The following is a 20,739-nucleotide window of genomic DNA, read 5'->3' as shown; positions in this document are numbered from 1 at the left end:
TTACCAGAAGGGATCTTGACGATGAGGATCGAGGTGTCCGCTGTCGGCACGGATGATCTCGTGTCGTTCCGCTGCCCGGCCGGTGCGGGCGCGGGTGTGTGGAAGTCGGCGGAGCCACCTGTGGTCGGACACGAGTACGAGGTCGAGGTGGACGTCGACGACGAGGTCAGCTCTCGCTCGGGTGGCGTCGCCGGGGTACGGCTCGACGGGACGTCGGTGGTTCTCGGTGGCCTGTGGCGGATGACAGAGGACGGCGTGACCTACCTCCAGGTGGCGGGTTCACCGGTGTCGGTGGACGTGGCCGACGGCGACGCGACGGCCTCCGGTGAGGTGGTGGAGGTGGTCGCGGACAGGACCGCGGTGCACCTGTTCCCCTCCAACACCTGACGTGAAGAGCTCGGCGCCTCCACGAATTTCGTGGAGGCGTCGACCGGCTCAGCTCGCCTGCAGGATCGCCGCGAACTGCTCCCGCAGCTCGGGTCCGGGATCCAGCCCCAGCTCCTCGGACAACACCTCCGAGACACTCCGGTAGGCCGCCAGCGCCTCAGCCCGCCGCCCAGAACGCCGCAGAGCCAGCATCAGCTGATGCCAGAACCGCTCCCGCAACGGGTGCTGCGCCGTCAACGACCACAGCTCCGGCACCAGGTCGGTATGCCGCCCCAGTTCCAGATCGGCGTCGATCCGCATCTCCACCGCGGTGAGCCGCAGCTCTTCCAGCCGGGGCACCTCGGCCCGTTGCAGGACGGGCGAAGGAATTCCCTCCAACGCGGGCCCGCGCCACAGCTCCAGCGCGGCCGTCAGCAACCGGGATCGGGTGCCGGGGCCTGCCGCGGCGGCCTCCGTGGTCAGCTGCGAGAACCACGTCAGGTCCAATTGGGACGGACACAACGCGATCGAGTAACCCCCTGGTGTGGTGCGGATGAGCGAGTCCCCGAGGGCCTGCCGCAGCCGCATCACGTAGTTCTGCAGCGCCGCCACGCCGCGTTGAGGTGGCTGGTCGCCCCACACCTGCTCGATCAGCGTCGTCGTCGGCACCGTGCGGTTCGGTCTCAGCAGCAGTGCGGCCAGCAGCGTGCGGAGCTTGGCTGCGCTGATCGGGACGGGCACGCCGTCCGCTCGCACCTGCACCGGGCCCAGGATTCCGAACTCGAACACAATTCCCCCTGTTGTCACGACGACTCGACCATGGCGCGGCCGAGGTAGTCGTCCTTCGTGCCGTCGGTTCCCGGCAGGGTGAAGAAGTAGCCGCCGCCGAACGGCAGCACGTACTTCTCCAGTTCCTCCCCGACGAGGCGGCGTTGGGCGGCGGCGAAGCCTGTTTCCGGATCACGTTGGTAGCACATGAAGAGGTGGCCCGGTTCGGTGGCGAACGGATAGCCGCGGCGCAGGATCTTGTGCTTCTCCTCGGCGGGGCGGGCGCGCCGCACGTGGGAGTTCAGCATCTCGGGCAGTTCTTCACCCGACTCCTTGCGCCTGCCGAAGACCCGCTCCTGGTCCTCTGTGGACTTGTGGTCCCACGTCGGCGTCGCGAGCCTGATCAGTCGCACCACCTGGTACGTGCCGCCCAGGTAGCACGCGGGTTCGTCGTCCCCGACCCACACCTGAGGCGTCGTCGGGTTCCCCGCGCCCTCCTTGAACCCGAACGCGTTGCGGTCCTCGGGCAGCTTGTGCCCGTTGATCCGCCAACGAAGCGTCAGACCGGGCACGTCGGCCAGTTGGGAGTCCACCTGGTCCGGTGTGTCCGCGAGCGCCTGCAGCAGCAGATCTCCGTGGCACCACTGCTCTTCGAGCACGTCGCCCGCGAACTTCGGCATCGTTGTCAGCCGTCGTGGCGGGCGCAGGCCGAACCTGCCGTCGAACAGGGACGCGCCGGCTGCCACCGTGACGCCACGCGACGTGACCGCGCGCAGTGTCGCGGTGAGCTCGGCGCGGGTGCGTGCCGTGACGTCGTACGCGGCCACCCCCGCGGCGGCCGGGCTCGGTGCCAGCACGCCGGGTTGGTGGTGGACGGGAACGGCAGCGGGCATCGGCGCTTCACACGCCGTCAGACCCGCCGCCGCCAGTCCCGCCAGAAAAGTTCGTCTGGTCAGAGAGTGAGCGTCCACCCGACCAGCGATCCCTCGTCGAGGCTGAAGTTGTCGCGTACGACCAGCTTCCACGTCCCGTTGCCATCCAGAGTGGACAGTGAGAGCGGGAACGTCTGGTCCAGGTTGACCGCGCTGTCGGAGCTGTTGGCCTCGCGCAGCACGACCTCCGTGCCGGTCGGCGTGACCAGGCGCACGGACAGGTCGCCGCGGAACGGGTGTTCGGCCTGCACACGCACGGTGGCGTTGGTGGCGACCTTGCGCCCGCACGCCGTCACGTCGAGCGCGACGGTGATGCTGTCCTGGTCCGGCACGGCCCGGCGGGTGGTGTCGGAGACGGTGCAGACCGGCTGCGGAAGCGGACCCGTGTAGAGGAACCTGTTGGGAGACTTCTGCGTCGTGGGCGGGTTCATCGGCGGTTCGAGCGTGCTGGGGTCCAGCACGCCGGTCACCGACCGGTTGAGGATCTCGGCGTGCACCTGCGCGGGCGTCAGGTTCGGCGTCTGCGACAGCAGCAGCGCCGCCGCGCCGGCGACGTGCGGTGAGGCCATCGATGTGCCCTTGAGGATCATCGTCGCGTGGTCGGTGGCGTTGTGCGCGGACTCGATGGACTCGCCCGGCGCGAACAGGTCGAGGCAGGGGCCGTAGTTGGACCCGCTGTCGGTGCCCTTCCAGCCGCGGGCGCGTTCGTTGACGGGGTTGGCCGCGCCCACGGTGATCGCCGCGGGCACGTTGGCCGGGCTCTTGAGACAGGCGTTCGACTCGGAGTTGCCCGCCGAGACGACGTAGGAGATGCCGGCCGCGATCGACGCCTTGACGGCGTTGTCCTCGGTCGTGCTCTGGCCGCCGCCGAGGCTCATGTTCACCACGGCGGGCTTGGCCGCGTTCGCGGTGATCCAGTCGATGCCGGCCACGATCTGGCTGATCGTGCCGCTGTTCTCGCAGCTCAGCACGCGCACCGACGCGATCTTGGCCTTGCCGGCCACACCGAACGTCTTGCCCGCGATGGTGCCGGCGACGTGCGTGCCGTGGCCGCTGGTGCTGCAGTCCTGGCCGTTCCAGCCGTCGCCGATCGCGTCGAACGCGACGGTGGCCCGCCCTTCGAACTCGGCGTGCGCGGTGCGCACACCGGTGTCCATCACGTAGACGGTGACGCCCTGACCGGCCTGGTCCGCGTACTCGTAGCGGTTGTCCAGCACGGTTCCGCGCTGGTCGATGCGATCGAGGTTCCAGATCGGGTTGGTCCGCACCGACTCACCGCGCACGACGGAGTCGGCCTCGACCCGTTCGACGCGCGGGTCGGCGGCCAGCCGGCGAGCCTGCTGCTCGGTGGCGGTCATCGCGAACCCGTGCAACGCCGCGCCGTAGACGCGGTCGACCTTCCCGCCGTGAGCTGCGGCGACGCCGAGTGCGTTGACCTGACCGGTTTTCTTCAAGGTGACGATGTACTTGCCCGCGATTACTTCAGCGCCCGCGGGTCTGAGTACGTCGCCGACGGCCGCATGGGCGTCGGCGGGAACGACGGTGGCCGCGAGAACGAGAGCAGCGATTAATCCGCGCATGCGAAACAGAGCCCCCAAAAAATGACTGGCGGACGTCAGACGTCCGCACCCCCAGGTGTCGCGTGGGCCGCGCGCCTCAGAGGCTCCCACGGCATAGGAAGACCTTATACCGCCAAAAGGGGGCTTGATCAGCGTGCTGAGACACAGCACGAAAGTGTGCAACTGAGGCACATGAATGAACGAAGAAGCAAGGGGCCAGTATTTTCGGCGCTCGGGCTGGGCTTACTCGTCGGACTGGATGACCATGAGCCGGAAGGTCGTCGACGGCGACTCGCGCCCGCACGTCTGCAGCATGTGCCAGGCCAGGTTGCCCGGCCCGTTGTCGGCCTGAGGAAGGCGCTCCCTGCTGATCCCGAGGATGCCGTCCGGGCTTTCGTCGAGGATCTCCGGCGTGCCGACGAGCACGGCCAGCCCGTACGCCAGCACGTCGGCGCGCAGATCGTCGTCGAGGTCGTCGGAAAGCCCGATCATGCACTGCGGCTCGCCGTTCTTGTCCGAGCCGAGACCGACGAGGCCAGCGAGTCCGATGCTGCGTGCCGCCGGCATCTCGAACACCCGGATGTCCGTGCCCATCGCCAGTGCCATCAGCCTGGCCACCGGCGTGGTGAGCAGCGGGTCGTTGATGGAGGCGCCGTTACCTGAGGAGTCGTCCGTGCGTTCGCGCATGATGCCTCGGATCGTATTGCCGGAGGCGGCGATCAGCGGTCGCCCGCGCGGGCGTGTCGGCCAACGTCACCCGGACGACGCACCTCCGTCCGGAAGAGCACCTGAAAATCGGGCGACCGGCCAATCCGATATGAGCCCGCTGGCCATTTTCGAAATTTTGTCGAAACTTTTTAGCCAACCTTTAGCTCCGGCGCGCGCTGCTACTGTCGGCACTGTTGACCGGTGTGCCCGTCGAATTCGGCCGACCGGTCACAATCGCACCCGACGGCGGCCGTCACCGCGATCACCACCATCCGTCGCGGGTTGTATGGCGTGCCTGGCTGCCGTGCCGACCTCAATGATGAGGAGTACCGCATATGGCTGAAGCCACTGTGCGATCGTCGCGCCGCCCACGCGGCCGCGTCGCGTTGTTCATCTACGGCGCCTGCGCCGCGCTGATCATGGCGTTGGTGCCCGGTGCCGTCGCCACCGCCGACGTGGGCGCTGCCGCCACGTGCTCGAGTCAGACGGGCAACAACGGCGGTTACTACTACTCGTTCTGGACTGACGGTGGTGGCCGGGTCTGCATGGAGTTCGGGTCCGGCGGCAACTACAGCACCTCGTGGAGCAATGTCGGCAATTTCGTCGGCGGCAAGGGCTGGAGCAACGGTTCACGGCGGACCGTGAACTATTCCGGTAGCTTCAACCCGTCCGGAAACGCGTATCTGACTCTCTACGGGTGGACGTCGAATCCGCTCGTCGAGTACTACATCGTCGACAATTGGGGCACTTATCGGCCCACCGGCACGTACAAGGGAACGGTCACCTCAGACGGCGGCACGTACGACATCTATCAGACGATGCGCTACAACGCGCCGTCCGTCGAAGGAAACAAGACGTTCCCGCAGTTCTGGAGCGTCCGGCAGCAGAAGCGGACGGGCGGCTCCATCACCACCGGCAACCACTTCGACGCGTGGAACCGCGCCGGCATGCGGCTCGGCAACTTCAACTACTACATGATCCTCGCCACCGAGGGGTACCAGAGCAGCGGCAACTCCAACATCACGGTGAGGTGAGCCTTGCGGGCTGCGGCACGCCGGCGTGTGCCGCAGCCCGCGATGGCACGTCACGGCCGAGGACGGCGTCCGCCAGGTCGCCACGGTGGCCGACCTGGCCAACAAACCGCACTGCGGCGACGGTGCCGTGGCCGCGCTCGCCGGTCTGCGGGCCGCCATGAGCACGGCGGTCCGGTTGCGGGCAGCGGGCCTGGAGTTCGTGGTCGCACCGTCCGGCGAGCCGGTGGTGGAGCTGGGAGGCGACCACGCGCTCAGCGTGTTCCCGGTGGTGGACGGGACTCCTGGACACTTCGGCCAGCCGATGACCGCGGATGACGCTGTCCTGGTGCGGGAGGTTCTGGCCCGCCTGCACACCACCGGCGTCGACGCGCCCCCGTGCCCGATCGACCTGCCCGCACCGAGGACGGGCGGCCCGTGGAGCGACGGCCCGTACGCGGAGCAGGCGCGCAGGCTGGTGCACGACCACGCGGGTGTGATCCGGGAGCGGTTCGAGTAGTTCGAGCGGCTCGCGGAAGGCGTGCGGCGGTGGTGGTGACGCACGGCGAGCCGCATCCCGGCAATCTCATCCGGACAACGACGGGCTTTTACCTGGTCGATTGGGACACCGTCGGCATGGCGGTGCCGGAGCGCGACCTGTCCGTGCTGACCGACGATCCCGCCGAACTCACGCGGTACCGGGAACTGACCGGCCACGAGCGGTCAGCGGACGCGTTGCGGCTCTACCGATTGCGATGGTACCTCTACGACCTGGTGGATTTCGTCGACTGGTTCCGCGAACCGCACACCGACGACCCGGACACGATGCCGGCGTGGACGTCGTTCCGGGAAACACTCACCGCGCTACAGGTCCAGCCACATGATGCGTAGGCCGACGTTTCCCTGACTTGGGTGGCGGAATGCCCCAGGGGCAACCCCGAGCGTGACGAACCCAAGACTCTCGTAAAGGCGGACAGCGGCCGTGTTCGTGTCGACGACGGCGTTGAACTGAACGGCCGCGAATCCGCTCCGGCGGGCCCAGTCGATCATGTCGGTGGTGAGCGCCCGCCCCACGCCGGCGCCCCGTGCCCGTTCGGCGACCATCAGAGTGCCGGAGGCGACGTGGTTTCCGGGCCCCTGGCGGTTGGCGTACATGTTCGCGGTACCGAGCACCTGGCGGTCATCGGCGGCCACGACCACCCGCGCGGGCGCGGGCAACTGCCACATCCGCCTGGCGTCGTGCTCGCTCATACCGGGGTCGTAGGGAATGGTTTCCTGCGCGGTGATGACGTCACGAATGATTGACCACATCTGCGGCCAGTCGTCGTCCTGTGCTTCGCGGACCGCGAAACCCGGCGCGACACGATGCTGCGGTTCATACACGCCGTTGATCCTGCACGTCTATCGTGGTCGCTCACCATCCATTTATGCGCACCCCGACTCATTGCTCTGAGGGTTGAATCAGGGGGAAACCCTGATGGCACGACGCTCGATCGCGGGCAAGCTGGTGTCGTAAGGGGAGATCCGCAGTTCAAGGAGAGTCATGAGCGAATCCAAGCCCGAGTCCGCCCGTGCCGCCGTCGACTCGGTGGTTGACGCCGTTCGCGGTCTGGTCAGCGAGGGCATGAACCGTCGGGTGGTCGTCCGGGACAGCAAGGACGACGTGGTGCTGGAGGTGCCGGTGGCTCTGGGGTTGGTCGCGGCCCTGGCCGCTCCGGTGGCCACGACGATCGGTGCCGGTGTCGCACTGGTGGGCAAGTGCGGGATCAAGATCGAGAACCGCCAGCAGCCCGGGAACCAGCCCGTGACGACGGTCGAGTCCGAGCGGGTGTAGTCAGGGCCCCAGAGGCCCGCCGAGATGAGGCGGGCCTCTGGGGCGTCAGGGGAGCATCGTGTCCGGCGGGATCTGCAGGGCGATGGTGATCAGCGAGTGCACCCTCGTCGCGATGACCGCGAGCAGGCCCTGCATCTCCGGTGAGGCGCTGTCGGCGGCCGCCTGGAGGCACTGCAGGTCGGTGTCGACGCGGTCCAGGATCGCGGCGACGTCGGCCTCTCTGGCGTGCAGCGCCGTGGAGATCTCGTCGAGGGGAACTCCGTGGACCTCCAGACGTTGAACGAGGTGGATCCGGTCCACGTCGGCGGAGGAGTAGAGGCGGTAGTTCGACGCGGTGCGCTGCGCGGGGCTGATCAGGCCCAGCGACGTGTAGTAGTCGACGGTGCGGATGCTGACGCCGGCTCGGGCGGCCAGCTCGCCGATCTTGAGCAACGCTTCGCTCACGTGCACCTCCTCAGGCAAACCATACAGTGCTACGTGCTACTGTTGCCTCATGCCTGATGAAGCCGACGTAGACGGCTGCAGTAGTGGGCCGGGGCGAGCCCGGCTGAACGTTGCGAGTGCCGCGGGTGCGGCATGTTGATCTTTTCCGGCCTGCTGGCGATCGTGACTCTGACCGCCGCCACCGGCTATTTCGTGGCCCAGGAGTTCGCCTACATGGCGGTCGACCGGGGCCGTCTGCGGCAGATGGCCGAGGCGGGCGACAAAGCCGCTGAACGGGCGTTGCGCGTCACGCAGAAGCTGTCGTTCATGCTCTCCGGCGCCCAGTTCGGGATCACCGTCACCGCGCTGCTGGTCGGCTACGTGGCCGAACCGCTGCTCGGCACGGGGCTCGCGAACCTGCTCGGGTTGCCCGAGTCGTTCGGTGTGCCGCTGGCCATGGCGGTCGCACTGGTCTTCGCGACCGTTGTGCAGATGGTGCTGGGCGAGCTGCTGCCGAAGAACCTCGCGATCGCGAAGCCCGAGCCGCTCGCGAAGTGGCTCAGCTCCTCGACGCTGGTCTACCTCAAGATCGCCGGTCCGGTGATCCGGTTGTTCGACGCGACCGCCAACGGGCTGCTGCGCGCGATCGGGATCGAGCCCGTGGAGGAGCTTCCGCAGGGCGCGACGCCGGAGGACCTCAAGCAGATCGTCGGCGACGCGGGGGAGCGGGGGCACCTGGACCCGGAGCTCGCCCAGCTGCTCGACCGCGGCCTGGACTTCCGCGAGCTGGTCGCAGAGCAGGCGATGACGCCGCGGGTGAACGTGCGTTCGGTGCGGGTCGACGAGCCCGCGTCACGGGTGGTGGAACTGCTCGACACCGGTCACTCGCGCTTTCCGGTCGTGGGCAAGGACGTCGACGACATCCAGGGTGTGGTGGGGCTGGCCGAGGTGCTGACCCTCACGCCGGAACAACGGCCTGTCACGCCGATCGGCGACATCGCCTCGTCCGCGCTGGTCGTGCCGGCGACGTTGCCCCTTCCCGCTGTGCTGGAACGGTTGCGGACCGAGCGCCGCCAGCTGGCCTGCGTGCTGGACGAGTTCGGCGGCTTCGCCGGGATCGTCTCGCTGGAGGACCTCGCGGAAGAGCTCGTCGGCGAGATCCACGACGAGGACGACCTGGTCGAGGACGCCATCGAACGCGTCGACGGCACCACGTGGCAGGTGCCCGGCCGGATGCGGCTCGACGAGGTCGAGGACGCCACCGGCATCGCGCTGCCGGAGGACGACGCGTACGACACGGTGTCCGGCCTCGTGCTGCACCGGCTCGGCCGCACCGCGCAGGTGGGCGACGAGATCGAGGTCGGCGACGTCACGCTGCTCGTCGGCGTGGTGTCGCGCAACGTGCCGGACACCGTCGTGCTGACCGCGCGGGTGCGGGAGGAGGCTCGATGAGCATCGGAACCGCTCTCGGGATCTCGCTGGTCCTGTTGGCGCTCAACGCCTTCTTCGTCGCCGCCGAGTTCGCGCTGATCGCGGCCAAGCGGCACCGGCTGGAGCAGGAGGCCGAGAACTCGCGTGCGGCGCGGGCCGCCGTCGCGGGGGTGCGCGAGCTGTCGTTGATGCTCGCGGGCGCCCAGCTCGGCATCACCCTGTGCACGCTGGGACTCGGCGCGCTGGCCAAGCCCGCCGTTGCGGACCTCTTCGACCCGCTGCTGCGGCTGGCCGGCCTGCCCGACGCGGTGGCGTACGGCATCGCGTTCACGATCAGCCTCGTGCTGGTGGTGTTCCTGCACATGGTGGTCGGCGAGATGGCGCCGAAGTCGTGGGCGATCTCGCACCCCGAACGGTCCGCGGTGTTGCTGGCGTTGCCGTTCCGGGCGTTCGCGCACTCGGTCCGCTGGATTCTCGGCGGGCTGAACTCGACGACGAACCGCCTGCTGCGGCTGATGAAGGTCGAACCGCAGGACGAGCTGGCGCACGCGCACCGGCCGGACGACCTGCGCATGCTGGTGCGCCAGTCGGGCGAGCACGGGCTCATCCCCGAAGGGCAGCAACGGCTGCTGACCCGCATGCTCCAGGTGCAGAAGACCACGTTGCGCGAGGTCATGGTGCCGATCGCGGAGACGTCGACGGTCACCGAGCACACCACGGCGCGCGCGATCGAGCGCCGCAGCCTCCACTGTGGACGTTCGCGGTTCCCGGTCACGAACCTGCGCGGCGAGTTCGTCGGCCTGGTGCACATCCGCGAAGCCATGCGCGCCACCGCCGCGGGCACCGACCCGGCGGCGCGGGAACTCATGACCCCGGTGCTGACGTTGTCCGCTTCGATGCCGGTCGCGGCAGCGGTCACCGCGATGAGGGCGGAACGGGCGCAGCTCGCGCTCGTGTCCGGCGACGACGGCGTGATCGGCATCGCGGCACTGGAGGACCTGCTCGAAGAGCTCATCGGCGACTTCGACGACGAGACCGACGCACCGCGCGTTGCGGTGCGCCAGAACTGACTCACACCAGTCCCACAGGAGGAGACTTGTTCAAGCGGATGCTCAGCGCGTTCGGCGTCGGCGGACCGTCCGTCGACACCGTGCTGGACTCGCCGCACGCGACGCCCGGCCAGGTCGTCACCGGCCAGGTGCGCATCCAGGGCGGCACCGCGGACGCTGAGATCGGGCAGGTCGTGCTGTCGCTGGTGACGCGCGTGGAGGTCGAGCACGGCGACCACGAGTACGGCGGCGTTTCGGAGTTCTTCCGCCTGATCGTGCAGCAGGGCGTGCGGGTGCCCGCGGGCCAGCTGCTCGCGATCCCGTTCCAGCTGCCGATCCCGTGGGAGACCCCGATCACCGCCGTCGGTGGCGCGCAGCTGCCCGGCATGACCATCGGCGTGCGCACCGAGCTCGTGATCGCGGGCGCCCCGGACAAGGGCGACCTCGACCCGGTGCTGGTGCACCCGCTGCCCTCGCAGGACGCGGTGCTGAACGCGTTCGGGCAGCTCGGCTTCTCGTTCCGCAGCGCGGACGTCGAGGCCGGTCGCCTGCACGGCGTGCCGCAGGAGCTCGGCTTCTACCAGGAGATCGAGTTCTTCCCGCCCGCCCAGTTCGCCGGTGCGGTCAGCCAGGTCGAGCTGACCTTCGTGGCCAACCCGCACGAGCTCTACGTGATCCTCGAAGCCGACAAGCGCGGCGGCATGTTCTCGTCGGGCGGTGACGCGTTCGGTCACTTCCGCGTGTCACACCAGGAGGCACCGGCCACCGACTGGGCGTCGGCGATCAACGGCTGGCTCGCGCAGGTCGCCCAGCGCGGCCACGCGAACCCGGCGTTCGGCGGTGGTTACGCGGGCCACAACCCGGCGTTCGGCGGCCACCACGGCTACGACCAGCACGGTCACCACGGCCACCACCGCGGTCCCGGCATGGGCGGCATGATCGCCGCCGGTGCGGCCGGCGTGGTCGGCGGCATGGTGCTCGGCGAGGTCATGGAGGAGGTCTTCGACGACGACGGCGGCGATTTCGCGTTCGGCGAGGAGTGATCTGACCGTTTCTCCTGTTCCGGCGTCCTTGGCAGGACGCCGGAACAGGTGCGATGGTGGAGGCGAGCACGGCAGACCAGGAGGCCCGCATGGCGCTGGCAGACCACGAGAAACGTGAGCTGGCTGAGATCGAGCAGCGCTTGTCCGTCGAGGACCCGAAGCTCGCCGCCAAGCTCGCCAGGCCGTCCGCGCTGACGTTCCTGTCCAGCCGGACGCTGCGCGTGCTCGGCGTGTTCGCCACCTATGTCTGCGGCCTGCTGGCCATGATCGGCGGAGTGACCTGGTCGTCAGTTCCGCTGATCGGGCTCGGCGCGGCGCTGTGCGTGGGCGTGTTCGGGCACCTGGTGTTCCAGGCCTGGCGCGCGCACCGCGGCTAGCCGGGGCTCAGATCGTGGGCTTGGGCGTCTGCTGAGCCGCCTTGAGCTGCTGCTGCAGCTCGTCGACCTGCTGCTGGAGCCGCGCGACCTGGGTGGCGTCGGTCACCGCGGCGTCGGGCGTCTCGTCGTTGCGCAGTCCTGACGACTCGGCCTTGAGGATCTTGGCGGACCGCCCCAGGGATCGGGCCATCTCCGGGAGCTTCTTGCTGCCGAACAACAACACGATCACCACACCGATGATCAGCAGCTCGGTGGCGCCGAGGTTGCCCATGACTCACTTCCTTCTGGTGCGGACCTGCCGGCCTCACTCGTGCGAGGCCCACAGCCGACGATAACCCTTACCGCGTCAGCACATCAGGGTGCATTGCCCTACTGTCCATTACGGACCGATTGTCGTGGATGTGCCGCGGCGTCAGGATCAGTCGTGGTCGGGCTTGCCGGTCAGGTGGTGGTCGGCGGCGTTGACGGCCTCGAACAGCAGCCGCCGCACGTGCCCGCCCCGCGCCGCGTAGAGCGCCCGCCGGCCTTCACGGCGCACGGTGACCAATCCGGTCAGACGCAGTTTGGCGAGGTGCTGAGATACCGCCGGACGTGCGATGCCGACCTCGGCGGCCAGGGTCGTCACGTCGTACTCGGCGCCGCAAAGCAGCCACAACATGCGAAAACGCGTCGGGTCGGCGAGCATCCGGAATCCGTCGACAGCCGCTTCGACGTGCGCGCCAGAGGGTAGCTGTTGCCAGTGTTCGGTTGTTGCAACGTCGTCGCGTGCGTACATGAGCACATATAGTGCCACGCATGCTCGCCGTCCTGCGCAATCGCACGTACCGCCACCTGTTCGGCGCACACGTCGTGGCTCTCACGGGGACCGGTCTGGCGACCGTCGCGCTGGGGCTGCTGGCCTACGACCTCGCCGGCGCGGACGCGGGCGCGGTCCTCGGCACGGCGCTGGCGATCAAGATGGTCGCCTACGTCAGCGTGGCGCCGATCGCGGCCGCGTTGCTCGGCGCGCTGCCGCGGCGAGCCGTCCTGGTGACCCTGGACCTGGTCAGGGCCGGGGTCGCGGTGGCGCTGCCGTGGGTGGACCAGGTGTGGCAGGTCTACGTCCTGATCTTCGTGCTGCAGGCGGCGTCAGCGGCGTTCACCCCGATCTTCCAGGCCACGATCCCGGACGTGCTGCCCGGCGAACGCGACTACACGCGAGCCGTCACGCTCTCGCGGATGGCCTACGACCTCGAAGGCCTGCTCAGCCCGGCGCTGGCGGCGGCACTGCTGGCGCTGACGAGCTCGGGCAACCTGTTCCTCGGCACCGCACTGGGCTTCGCGGCGTCCGCGCTGCTCGTGGTCTCGACCGCCGTGCCGCGCCCGAAACCGGTTAGCCGCAGGGGAAGCCTCTACGCCGCGACCACCAGAGGCATCCGCATCTACCTCGCCACACCCCGGCTGCGCGGCCTGCTGGCGGTGCACCTCGCCGCGGCGGCGGCCGGGTCGATGGTCCTGGTGAACACCGTCGCCTACGTCCGCGACGTGCTCGATCGCGGCACTACCGACGTCGCCGTCGCGCTGGCGTTCAACGGCGTCGGCTCCCTGGCCGCCGCCCTGGTGCTGCCCGAACTCCTCGACCGCGTGTCCGACCGGGCCGTGGTGCTGCGCGCTGTGCCGGCGTTGTCCGCTTCGCTGCTCGTCGGCGCGACGTTCGCCTCGCTGCTCGACGCCTGGCACTGGCCCGCGCTTCTGGTGGTCTGGGCGTTGATCGGCGCCGGGTGCTCGTTCGCGCTGACTCCCGGTGCGCGGCTGCTGCGCCGGTCAGCTCACTCGGAGGACCGGCCCGCCCTCTTCGCCGCCGACTTCGCGCTGTCGCACGCCTGCTGGCTGCTCTGCTACCCGCTGGCGGGCTGGATCGCGAGCACGATGACCACGACCGCCGCGTTCCTCGTGCTCGGCGTGATCGCCGCGGCAGGTGCGCTGACCGCGCTCCGGCTGTGGCCGCGGCACGACCCAGCGGTGGTCGAACACGAGCACTGCGACCTCGACGCCGGCCACGACCACCTGCACGACGCGGTGCTCGCGGGTGGCGTGTACCGGCACGCCCACGAGTTCCGCATCGACGACCACCACGAGCGCTGGCCGCGGCACTGACCGGGCGAGTCGGCCCCGGACGAGACGCCCGCCGTCATGCGCTGCCGGTGCCGGATTCCAGGCCGTGAATAATATTCCATGCACTCGCAGATCTGTATGGCGCCGTTCGGAGTGTTGACGCCTCTTCGTGGCAGCGGTTAGCTGACCTTCTGTTCTTCCCCGCTGGCTTCCTTCGAGGGGAGCGAAGGTGGCACTCGGTCCGGACTCCGATCCACTGGCCGCACTAAGGAAACTCCGCAGCGATCATGGCTCCGTTTTCACCAAGAGCCGGGGTGAGATCTATGTGTCAGATCCGGTGCTGGCGAAAGAAATACTGGCGAACAACGACGATCTTTTCCGGGAGCATTCCGACTTTTTCCGGATCAGGACGGGAATGTTCGCACCCCGGTCCGCGCAGGTCGAGATCGGCCGGACCGCACGGGTGCTGCTGCGGCGGCACATCGCCGACCACGCGCACGAGCTCCCGGCTATCGTCGCCGGGCTGACACCCTCCAGCGACTGGCCGGACGCGGGAAACCGCCTCGTGTACGAGCACTTCCGCCCGGCACTGATCGGTGACGCCCCTTCGGCCGCCTTGCGCGAGACGGTCGACCAGGTCGTCGAACGGGCCGTGCTGGCCGGGGCACGTGACCGCTGGTCCTGGCTCGCCCGCCACCGGTTCCGCACCCGTGTGTCGCGGACCCTGTGCGCGGAGCTCGCTGTCCGGCGCGCTCGTCGGAGGGCCGAGCCGGCCGACCTGCTGGACGTAGTCGCACTCGCGGCGGCCGAGGGCACGCCGGACCCCGACCTCGCCGAGGTGTTCCTCTCCTGCCTCTTCGCGGTCGCCGGCTCGGTCGGTTTCCTGCTCGGCTGGTCGATCTACCTCGTGGGCACGGCGGAGTCCGAGCCGGTGCACCCCTCGTGGGTGGTGCGCGAAGCCTTGCGACTGTGGCCCGTGGCGTGGCAGTTCGGCCGAACACCCAACCGGGAGCACCGGCTCGCCGCGGTCACCGCGAAGCCGGGCGACGAGGTCGTCGTCTGCAGCTACCTCGTGCACAGGGATCCCTCCCACTGGAGCGAACCGGACGAGTTCCGCCCCGGCCGGTGGGCTTCCGGCGCAGGGCAGGAGGCGTTCATCCCGTTCGGCTGGGGACCGCACGCCTGCACCGGTGCCGGTGTCGCGACCACGGTGGCGGAGACGCTCGTCGGGCTGATCACCTCGGCCTACCGGCTCGACGTCGCCGCACCTTCTTCCAGGCCCCAGGTCTCGGCGGCGCTCGCGCCCCCGCGGTTCCACCTGCGGCTGGAACCGGTTTCCGCCTGAGGGGAGGTGATTCCAGTGTCGAAGATCTTCCGCGCCGCTCTGTCCGCGCTGAACATCCGCAAGTCCGACCGCCAGTACCGCTGGTACCTGTACCACCACATCTGACAGACCGGCGGGGAGCGACCCCACCGGGACCGCTCCCCGCCCACGGCGACTGGAGTGAGCGATGGACACGGATGTGCTGCGCGACCTGCGTGGGCCGAGCGCGGCCGCGGGCGGCGTGTTCTGGCAGACGGAGCGGCAGCTCATGGTGTTCGACGCCGATGCGGCCGCCCGCGCCAACACCGACAACTACGCCGACCTCACCCTGCCCGACCGCCTGCTCGACCTCCTGCTGCGCCGGCGGAGCACACCGGTGTCCTGGAAGCGCGTGCGGTCGGCCTGGATGGCTCAGCTCCGCACGCTCTCGGGTGAAGAAGGCCTGGCGGCGCTGGATGCGCGGATGGACTCACTGCTGCGCGCACGGACAGGCGAGCTGCTGAACCTGCCGTGGCTCGGGCACGAGGTCAGTTTCCGCTCCCTGCTCCCTATCGTGCTCGACGGTCTCTCCTCCGCGGACAGTGCGAAGATCACCGAGGACGCGATCGCGAAACTGGCGAGACTGATGGGCGAGGCCGAGGAAGACCCGCCGTGGTGGCGGTCGTGGCGGCCGGTGTCGATCCAGGTCAAGGCGGGCCTGGTGGTCCGCCGCGCACTGCGGCGCCGGTCCCGTGACACCACCGCCGCGCGGACGGACCTCACCCAGCCGATCGCCGCTCTGCTGGGCGAGCTCGGCATGGACCGCGCCGTCGACGCCGTCACCGCCGTGCTGACCGCCATCGCCGGCCCGCCGGGCGCGGCCGCGGCCTGTGTCATGTACGAGCTGGTCAACCGCCCCGACTGGGCAGATCGCCTCGCCGCCGAGTTCGCCTCGGCCGGCACCGCCGAGCTGTATCGCTCCGGCACCCGCTGCGCACCGGTGACGCACCGGTTCGTGAAGGAGGTGCTGCGCCGCTGGACCTCGCCGACGATGCTGACCCGCAGCGTCCGCACCCCGATGCGCGTGGCGGGCCACGACCTCGACGTGGGCCAGCACTTCGTGCTCAGCCCCGCGATGGTGCACCAGGACCCGAGACACTGGCGGGACCCGGAGGTGTTCGACCCCGACCGCTGGCTGCCCGGCGCACCCCACGGTCCCGCGGGCGCTCAGCACTACGTGCCGTTCGGCTGGGCGCCGACCGCCTGCGTCGGCGCCGGGCTCGGCCTGTGCCAGCTGGTGCTGCTGTGCCGCCTGCTGTGCACCACCTACCGAATCGAACTGTCACGGCCGGCCACACCGACGATGGCGATAGGCCCGGTCCCGCTGCCACTCGGGTTCGACGGCCGAGTGTCCATCCGGGGCCGGACGAACCCTAAGGTGTGATCTTCCGGATCCAGTTCAGGAGATCACCATGCAGGCGGAGCTGGCGGCTGTCGCGCACGAACTCATCACCACAGTCGAACCCGGCTTCGACTTCCTGACCCTGAGGGCCTCCTGCAGCGGGGGCGGGGGCACCCACCGGCTCACGGCCGGACCGTCCGAACAGGACGCGTTCTCGCCGCTGGCGAGCCTGCGCCAGGTGGGCCACGACCGGCCGGCCGAGTTCGAGATGAGGGTCGACGCGGACGGCACGTTCGAAGCCCTCGTCACCAGGGACGTCATCCAGGGCATGTCCTACCTCCCACCCACGTACACCGTCCTGCTCAAGCCACATCAGCGCCCGGCCAGGCACGAGGTGTCGACGCTGACCGAGGTGGAGGCCGCGATCGGGGTGTCGCTGCCCCCGGAGGTGCACGCGCTGTACGCGGGCCGCGCGAAGGTCGACGACGACATCTGCCTGTACTCGCCCGACGACATCCTTCTGACGTGGCAGATGTACATCGCGACGGAAGGGGAGGACCCGCGCGAATGGGAACAGCCCGTGCTCTACGCAGGACCTCCGAACGCCGTGCGGACCGTGCGCTTTCACCCGCTGTGGGTGCCCATCGGCTACAACGACTGGGGTGACATGCTGTGCGTCGACCTCGCACCCGGCCCCGCCGGACGGGCCGGCCAGGTGATCCAGCTCGCGGGTGAGGGACCGCTGACCTACCTGGCCGCCTCCGTGGCGGGCCTTGCGCTGCCGGACTCCTACCCCGGCACCGAGGGGTTGGAGGACCACTTCGACGTGGCGGACTACGGGCCGACCGGCGTGGCGGCGCTGCCACAGACCCTGCAGACGGTCACCGTCCGCGAACCCGGCGACTTCGACTTCGGCCTGCTCGCCCGGCTGACCTCGTTGCGGCAGCTCAGAATCGTGCGGGGCGGGTCCGTTCGTCTCAGTGCCCTCGCCCACCTGCCGCTGGAACGGCTCGAAGTGAGCGGCTATGAGGTCGAACTGCCGGCGTGCGAGACCCTGACCGCTCTGGTGGTCGACGGCCCGTTCGTCGGCTTGCCCCCGCTGCCGAACCTGCGCGTGCTCGACGTGTCCAAGGCAGAGGTGGACATCGAGTCGTTGCCCAAGGTCGACTACCTCGCGCTGAACGCCTCGCAGTGGCGGCGGTGCTCGATGACTCCTGCTGCCGCCACGCTCACGGGAGAGTCCTCGCTGGCACGTGCGCTGGTGTGGGCGGGCGAGCGCGGTGTGGAGCTGCCACGCGAGGTGGTCAGGGGACGAGTCGCGTCAGCCTGACGACGGAATCCGACACCTGACGCGGGTATCGCGCAGGCGTTGATGAACGCGGTTGTGCCGGACCGGTCGCATAGGCCGGCCGGTGCTGCTGCCCCTGCCGTTGTCCGGCACGCAGCATGTGCACTTCCGTGCTGGGCAAGGAGTTCAAGGACCTCCGGCAACTCGCTGTCGGACATGTGTGCCGCATCGGACGGTCATCCTGGATTGAGGCGATCTCGACCGCGGACCACGGGCCCCAGGTCCGCACGTTGCCGACGGGTCAACGCTCCGGGGCGACGGGTGCGTCGAGCTGCTGATGGACCCGTTCGGCATCGGTGCTGCGGCCTTGTTCCCGGTACAGCTCCAGGGCTTCCTTCCACGCCGCGCGGGCCTGGTCGGGTTGGCCGAGAGCGGAGTGGGCGTGGCCGAGCTTGTCGAGCGTGTCCGCGACGTCATAGGTGTGGCCCAGCGTGCGGAGGAGGGCGAGGGCCTGGTGGTAGTGGTCGACGGCACGGCGGTGGTCGCCGGTGTGGTCGGCGATGAAGCCGAGACTGTCCAAAGTGGCCGCCTCACCGCCGCGGTCGTGGTGGCGCCGGTACAGGACGAGGGCGGCGTGGCACTGGTCGCGGGCGGTGTCGAAGTCGCCCAGGCGCGCGGCGAGCCAGCCCACCGCGTTGAGAGCGACGGCTTCCCACACCGGCAGGCCGAGCGTGCGGAGGAGGGCGAGGGCGTGTCGGGCGTGGTCCAGGGCCTGTCGGTAGTCCCCTCGTTGTTCGCCGGCCGACGCGAGCACCAGGTGGGTGTATGCCTGTTCCACGGCGTTGTGGTCGCGCACGGCCAAGGCGAGAGCCTGGTCGAGGTGCCTGGAGGACTCTTCGTGCTGACCCAGCTGGGCATGGGCGCGGCCGAGGAGCCGGTGGGCGCGGATGCGGGTGGCCGGGTCGGGCAGGTGGACGGCGGCGTCCAGCGCGGCCTGCCACGTCGTCACCGCGTCGCGCAGGCGTCCCCGCCGGAAGTGGAGGGCGTCAAGTGCCTGGGCGAGGTGCCAGACGACGTGATGGCGGCCGTGGGCGACGGCGGCGCGCTGGGTCGCCAGGAGCGTGGGGTGTTCGGCCTGCATCCAGGCCATCGCGGCCGCGCTGTCGGGGAGGGGAAGGGGGTGGACGTCCGGAGCGGGCGAGCCGGGTTGCAGGAGTTGGCGATGGGGTTCCAGGAGGCGGGCGGCGGCCAACGCGGTGTGCAGGTGGAAGTCCATCACGCGGGTCAGGGCTGTCTTCCACACGTCGGCGGGAAGGTCGTCGACGGTGGTGGCGGCGTAAGCGCGGACCAGGTCGTGCATCACGTAGCGGCCGCCGGGGCGCCGTTCGAGCAGAGATGCTTCCTCCAACGCCGACAACGCTTTGCGGGCGCGGGCCGGTGGCAGGTCGGTGAGGGAGATCGCGGCGGGCAAGCTGATGTCGGGGCCGGGGGCGATGCCCAGCAGCCCGAACACGGTGCGGTGTTCGTCGGTCAGTCGGCGCAGGGACCACGACAGCACGGCGGGCAGGCTCGCCGCGGGGTCGCTGCCGTGGTCGAGCATCTCCAGCCCCAGCTCACGCAGCTCGGCGGCGACTTCGGCCAGCGGGAGGCCGGGACGCGTGGCTGCGTCGCGGGCGGTGATCGACAACGCCAGCGGATGACCCCCGCACAACTCGACCAGATCGTCGACGGCGTCAGGCTCGGCGGCGACACGGTTCGCGCCGAGGCGTGCGGCCAGCAGGGCACTCGCCTCGGCGCGGTCCAGGACGTCCAGTCGCAGGTGGCGGGCGCCGTGCCGGTCGATCAGCGAGGGCAGCAGGGCGCGGCCGGTCACGAGCACGGTGCAGGTCGGACTGCCCGGCAACAACGGGACGACCTGCTCGGCGGTGGCGGCGTTGTCCAGCATCACCAGAATCCGCTTCCCGGCGACCAGACTCCGGTACAGCGCGGCCTGTGCGTCCAGGTCGGCCGGAACGCGGCCGGGGTCGACTCCGAGGGCGTCGAGAAACCCGCGCACCGCCACGGCCGGAGCCATCGGCTCCTGCGTGGGGCTGAACCCGTGCAGATCCACGAACAGCTGCCCGTCGGGAAACCGGTCCAGGTGGCGGTGCGCCCACGCCAACGCGAGCCACGTCTTGCCGATCCCGCCCGTCCCGCCGATCGCCGAGATCAGCACCGGGCCGGCCGTGGCGGCCAGCGTCTCGTCCAGCAGCATCAGCTCGGCGGCACGGCCCGTGAACACCGGTGGCGCGGGCAGTTGCTGTGGCGCGTCCACCATCGCGGTGGGACCGAGAACGGGGTCGGTGTCCAGGATTCGCCGGTGCAGCTCCCGCAACTCGGGCCCCGGATCGGCACCCACCTCGTCGGCGAGCCGGGCACGGATGCTCTCGAACCGCAGGAATGCCTCGGCCTGGCGACCGTTGCGGTACAAGGCGAGCATCAGCTGGCCGGCGACCCGTTCGTCCAGCGGATGCGCGTCCGCTCGCTCGGCGAGCTCCGCGCACAACTCCGCGTGCCTGCCCCGCGCGAGCGCCAGGTCCACGCGGTCGACGTCAACGGCGAACCGTTCGCGCGCCAGGCCTTCGCGGACCGCGGTGATCCACGGCGTGTCCAGCCCTTCGAACGCCTCGCCGCGCCACAGTCCCGCTGCCTCCTCGAGCAACGCCAGCGCCCGTTCGTCATCACTTCCACGCGCCTGTTCCACGAGCATGCGGAAGCGGTGCAGGTCCACCACTTCCGGATCCACTCGCAGGACGTACCCACCGCCCTGCCGCACGATCGAGGCTTCGCCCGCCAGCACACGCCGCAGCCGTGAGGCGTAGTTGCTGGCCACCCTCCGTGCCTTGTACGGCAACCGGTCCCCCCAGACGCGGTCCAGCAGTTGCTCCACCGTGACCACCCGGTTCGCCTCCACCAGGAGCACCGCCAGCACGCACCGCTGCCGCGCGTGACCAACCTCCACCAGCCGGCCGTCGATCCGCAGCTCGACCTGCCCGAGCACCCGCAGCTCGATCGCCACGATGCCCACCTCCCCGGCCCCCTTACTACTCCGGCGCATGCGGTCCTACGACCGCTGACCAGGCGATTGCCCGAACATGGTGATGTCGCGATGA

General features: G+C 69.7%; 22 protein-coding genes. 13 read left to right on the top strand and 9 right to left on the bottom strand.

Annotated elements, in window-relative coordinates:
* Positions 1–21 precede the first annotated feature (21 nt).
* Entirely contained in the window at positions 22–387 is a 366-nt protein-coding gene (locus tag JOD27_RS12095) for a hypothetical protein (protein WP_204762270.1), read from the top strand.
* Positions 388–435: 48 nt separating this feature from the next.
* On the opposite strand, the gene JOD27_RS12090 is transcribed toward JOD27_RS12095, so the two are convergent.
* From JOD27_RS12090 to JOD27_RS12075, 4 genes are all read right to left on the bottom strand, one after another.
* Complete coding sequence (locus JOD27_RS12090) at positions 436–1,155, bottom strand: AfsR/SARP family transcriptional regulator (protein WP_204762269.1); 720 nt, start codon at positions 1,153–1,155, stop codon at positions 436–438.
* A 14-nt stretch (positions 1,156–1,169) separates the two neighbouring features.
* Positions 1,170–2,027: a Dyp-type peroxidase gene (locus tag JOD27_RS12085; protein ID WP_204762268.1), complete on the bottom strand. Its 858-nt coding sequence runs from the start codon at positions 2,025–2,027 to the stop codon at positions 1,170–1,172.
* 59 nt (positions 2,028–2,086) lie between these two features.
* Entirely contained in the window at positions 2,087–3,646 is a 1,560-nt protein-coding gene (locus JOD27_RS12080; RefSeq protein WP_204762267.1) for a S8 family peptidase, read from the bottom strand.
* A 222-nt stretch (positions 3,647–3,868) separates the two neighbouring features.
* Entirely contained in the window at positions 3,869–4,312 is a 444-nt protein-coding gene (locus JOD27_RS12075) for a hypothetical protein (RefSeq protein WP_204762266.1), read from the bottom strand.
* Positions 4,313–4,668: 356 nt separating this feature from the next.
* Between JOD27_RS12075 and xynA the strand changes: the two genes are divergently transcribed.
* Positions 4,669–5,367 (top strand): endo-1,4-beta-xylanase XynA, encoded by a 699-nt coding sequence (gene xynA / locus JOD27_RS12070; protein ID WP_275591645.1) that lies wholly within the window; start codon positions 4,669–4,671, stop codon positions 5,365–5,367.
* Positions 5,368–5,742: 375 nt separating this feature from the next.
* On the top strand, positions 5,743–6,234 hold the full coding sequence (locus tag JOD27_RS12065; RefSeq protein ID WP_204762265.1) for a phosphotransferase family protein: 492 nt from the start codon (positions 5,743–5,745) through the stop codon (positions 6,232–6,234).
* Here JOD27_RS12065 and JOD27_RS12060 read toward each other — a convergent pair.
* Complete coding sequence (locus JOD27_RS12060) at positions 6,208–6,726, bottom strand: GNAT family N-acetyltransferase (RefSeq protein ID WP_307830093.1); 519 nt, start codon at positions 6,724–6,726, stop codon at positions 6,208–6,210. The two genes, JOD27_RS12065 and JOD27_RS12060, sit on opposite strands and share 27 nt — an antisense overlap.
* 160 nt (positions 6,727–6,886) lie before the next feature.
* On the opposite strand from JOD27_RS12060, the gene JOD27_RS12055 reads away from it, so the two are divergent.
* A complete protein-coding gene (locus JOD27_RS12055; RefSeq protein WP_204762264.1) occupies positions 6,887–7,177 on the top strand; it encodes a DUF4342 domain-containing protein in 291 nt (96 codons plus the stop codon).
* Positions 7,178–7,222: 45 nt separating this feature from the next.
* Here JOD27_RS12055 and JOD27_RS12050 read toward each other — a convergent pair whose 3' ends face one another.
* The gene (locus JOD27_RS12050; RefSeq protein ID WP_204762263.1) at positions 7,223–7,621 is read right to left on the bottom strand and encodes a MerR family transcriptional regulator; all 399 of its coding nucleotides are present in this window, start codon (positions 7,619–7,621) and stop codon (positions 7,223–7,225) included.
* A gap of 132 nt (positions 7,622–7,753) precedes the next feature.
* On the opposite strand from JOD27_RS12050, the gene JOD27_RS12045 reads away from it, so the two are divergent.
* The 4 genes from JOD27_RS12045 to JOD27_RS12030 all read left to right on the top strand — a co-directional run bounded on the left by JOD27_RS12045 (position 7,754) and on the right by JOD27_RS12030 (position 11,500).
* Positions 7,754–9,052 (top strand): hemolysin family protein, encoded by a 1,299-nt coding sequence (locus tag JOD27_RS12045; RefSeq protein WP_204762262.1) that lies wholly within the window; start codon positions 7,754–7,756, stop codon positions 9,050–9,052.
* Positions 9,049–10,101, top strand: coding sequence for a hemolysin family protein (locus JOD27_RS12040; RefSeq protein ID WP_204762261.1), 1,053 nt, complete (start codon positions 9,049–9,051; stop codon positions 10,099–10,101). The genes JOD27_RS12045 and JOD27_RS12040 overlap by 4 nt, the downstream gene beginning before the upstream one ends.
* A 26-nt stretch (positions 10,102–10,127) precedes the next feature.
* The gene (locus tag JOD27_RS12035; RefSeq protein WP_204762260.1) at positions 10,128–11,123 is read left to right on the top strand and encodes a sporulation protein; all 996 of its coding nucleotides are present in this window, start codon (positions 10,128–10,130) and stop codon (positions 11,121–11,123) included.
* A gap of 89 nt (positions 11,124–11,212) precedes the next feature.
* Positions 11,213–11,500 carry a DUF3040 domain-containing protein gene (locus tag JOD27_RS12030; RefSeq protein ID WP_204762259.1) on the top strand — a complete coding sequence of 96 codons (288 nt, stop codon included), beginning with the start codon at positions 11,213–11,215 and terminating at the stop codon, positions 11,498–11,500.
* A 7-nt stretch (positions 11,501–11,507) separates the two neighbouring features.
* On the opposite strand, the gene tatA is transcribed toward JOD27_RS12030, so the two are convergent.
* Entirely contained in the window at positions 11,508–11,771 is a 264-nt protein-coding gene (tatA, locus tag JOD27_RS12025; protein ID WP_204762258.1) for a Sec-independent protein translocase subunit TatA, read from the bottom strand.
* 147 nt (positions 11,772–11,918) lie between these two features.
* On the bottom strand, positions 11,919–12,275 hold the full coding sequence (locus JOD27_RS12020; protein ID WP_204762257.1) for an ArsR/SmtB family transcription factor: 357 nt from the start codon (positions 12,273–12,275) through the stop codon (positions 11,919–11,921).
* 20 nt (positions 12,276–12,295) lie between these two features.
* Here JOD27_RS12020 and JOD27_RS12015 point away from each other — a divergent pair, with 20 nt between their 5' ends.
* The 5 genes from JOD27_RS12015 (at position 12,296) to JOD27_RS12000 (ending at position 17,629) form a co-directional block, all read left to right on the top strand.
* Complete coding sequence (locus tag JOD27_RS12015) at positions 12,296–13,636, top strand: MFS transporter (RefSeq protein WP_204762256.1); 1,341 nt, start codon at positions 12,296–12,298, stop codon at positions 13,634–13,636.
* Positions 13,637–14,009: 373 nt separating this feature from the next.
* Positions 14,010–14,939 carry a cytochrome P450 gene (locus JOD27_RS12010; protein WP_239566954.1) on the top strand — a complete coding sequence of 310 codons (930 nt, stop codon included), beginning with the start codon at positions 14,010–14,012 and terminating at the stop codon, positions 14,937–14,939.
* A gap of 15 nt (positions 14,940–14,954) precedes the next feature.
* The gene (locus tag JOD27_RS47415) at positions 14,955–15,044 is read left to right on the top strand and encodes a hyalucidin A family RiPP precursor (protein ID WP_459178533.1); all 90 of its coding nucleotides are present in this window, start codon (positions 14,955–14,957) and stop codon (positions 15,042–15,044) included.
* A gap of 61 nt (positions 15,045–15,105) precedes the next feature.
* The gene (locus JOD27_RS12005; RefSeq protein WP_204762255.1) at positions 15,106–16,341 is read left to right on the top strand and encodes a cytochrome P450; all 1,236 of its coding nucleotides are present in this window, start codon (positions 15,106–15,108) and stop codon (positions 16,339–16,341) included.
* Positions 16,342–16,369: 28 nt separating this feature from the next.
* Entirely contained in the window at positions 16,370–17,629 is a 1,260-nt protein-coding gene (locus tag JOD27_RS12000; RefSeq protein ID WP_204762254.1) for an SMI1/KNR4 family protein, read from the top strand.
* 259 nt (positions 17,630–17,888) lie between these two features.
* Here JOD27_RS12000 and JOD27_RS11995 read toward each other — a convergent pair whose 3' ends face one another.
* Positions 17,889–20,645, bottom strand: a complete 2,757-nt coding sequence (locus tag JOD27_RS11995) for an AfsR/SARP family transcriptional regulator (protein WP_307830092.1) — start codon at positions 20,643–20,645, stop codon at positions 17,889–17,891.
* Positions 20,646–20,739 lie beyond the last annotated feature (94 nt).

Source organism: Lentzea nigeriaca, assembly GCF_016907955.1.
Lineage (GTDB): Bacteria > Actinomycetota > Actinomycetes > Mycobacteriales > Pseudonocardiaceae > Lentzea > Lentzea nigeriaca.
This window is presented reverse-complemented; position numbering and strand designations above follow the sequence as displayed.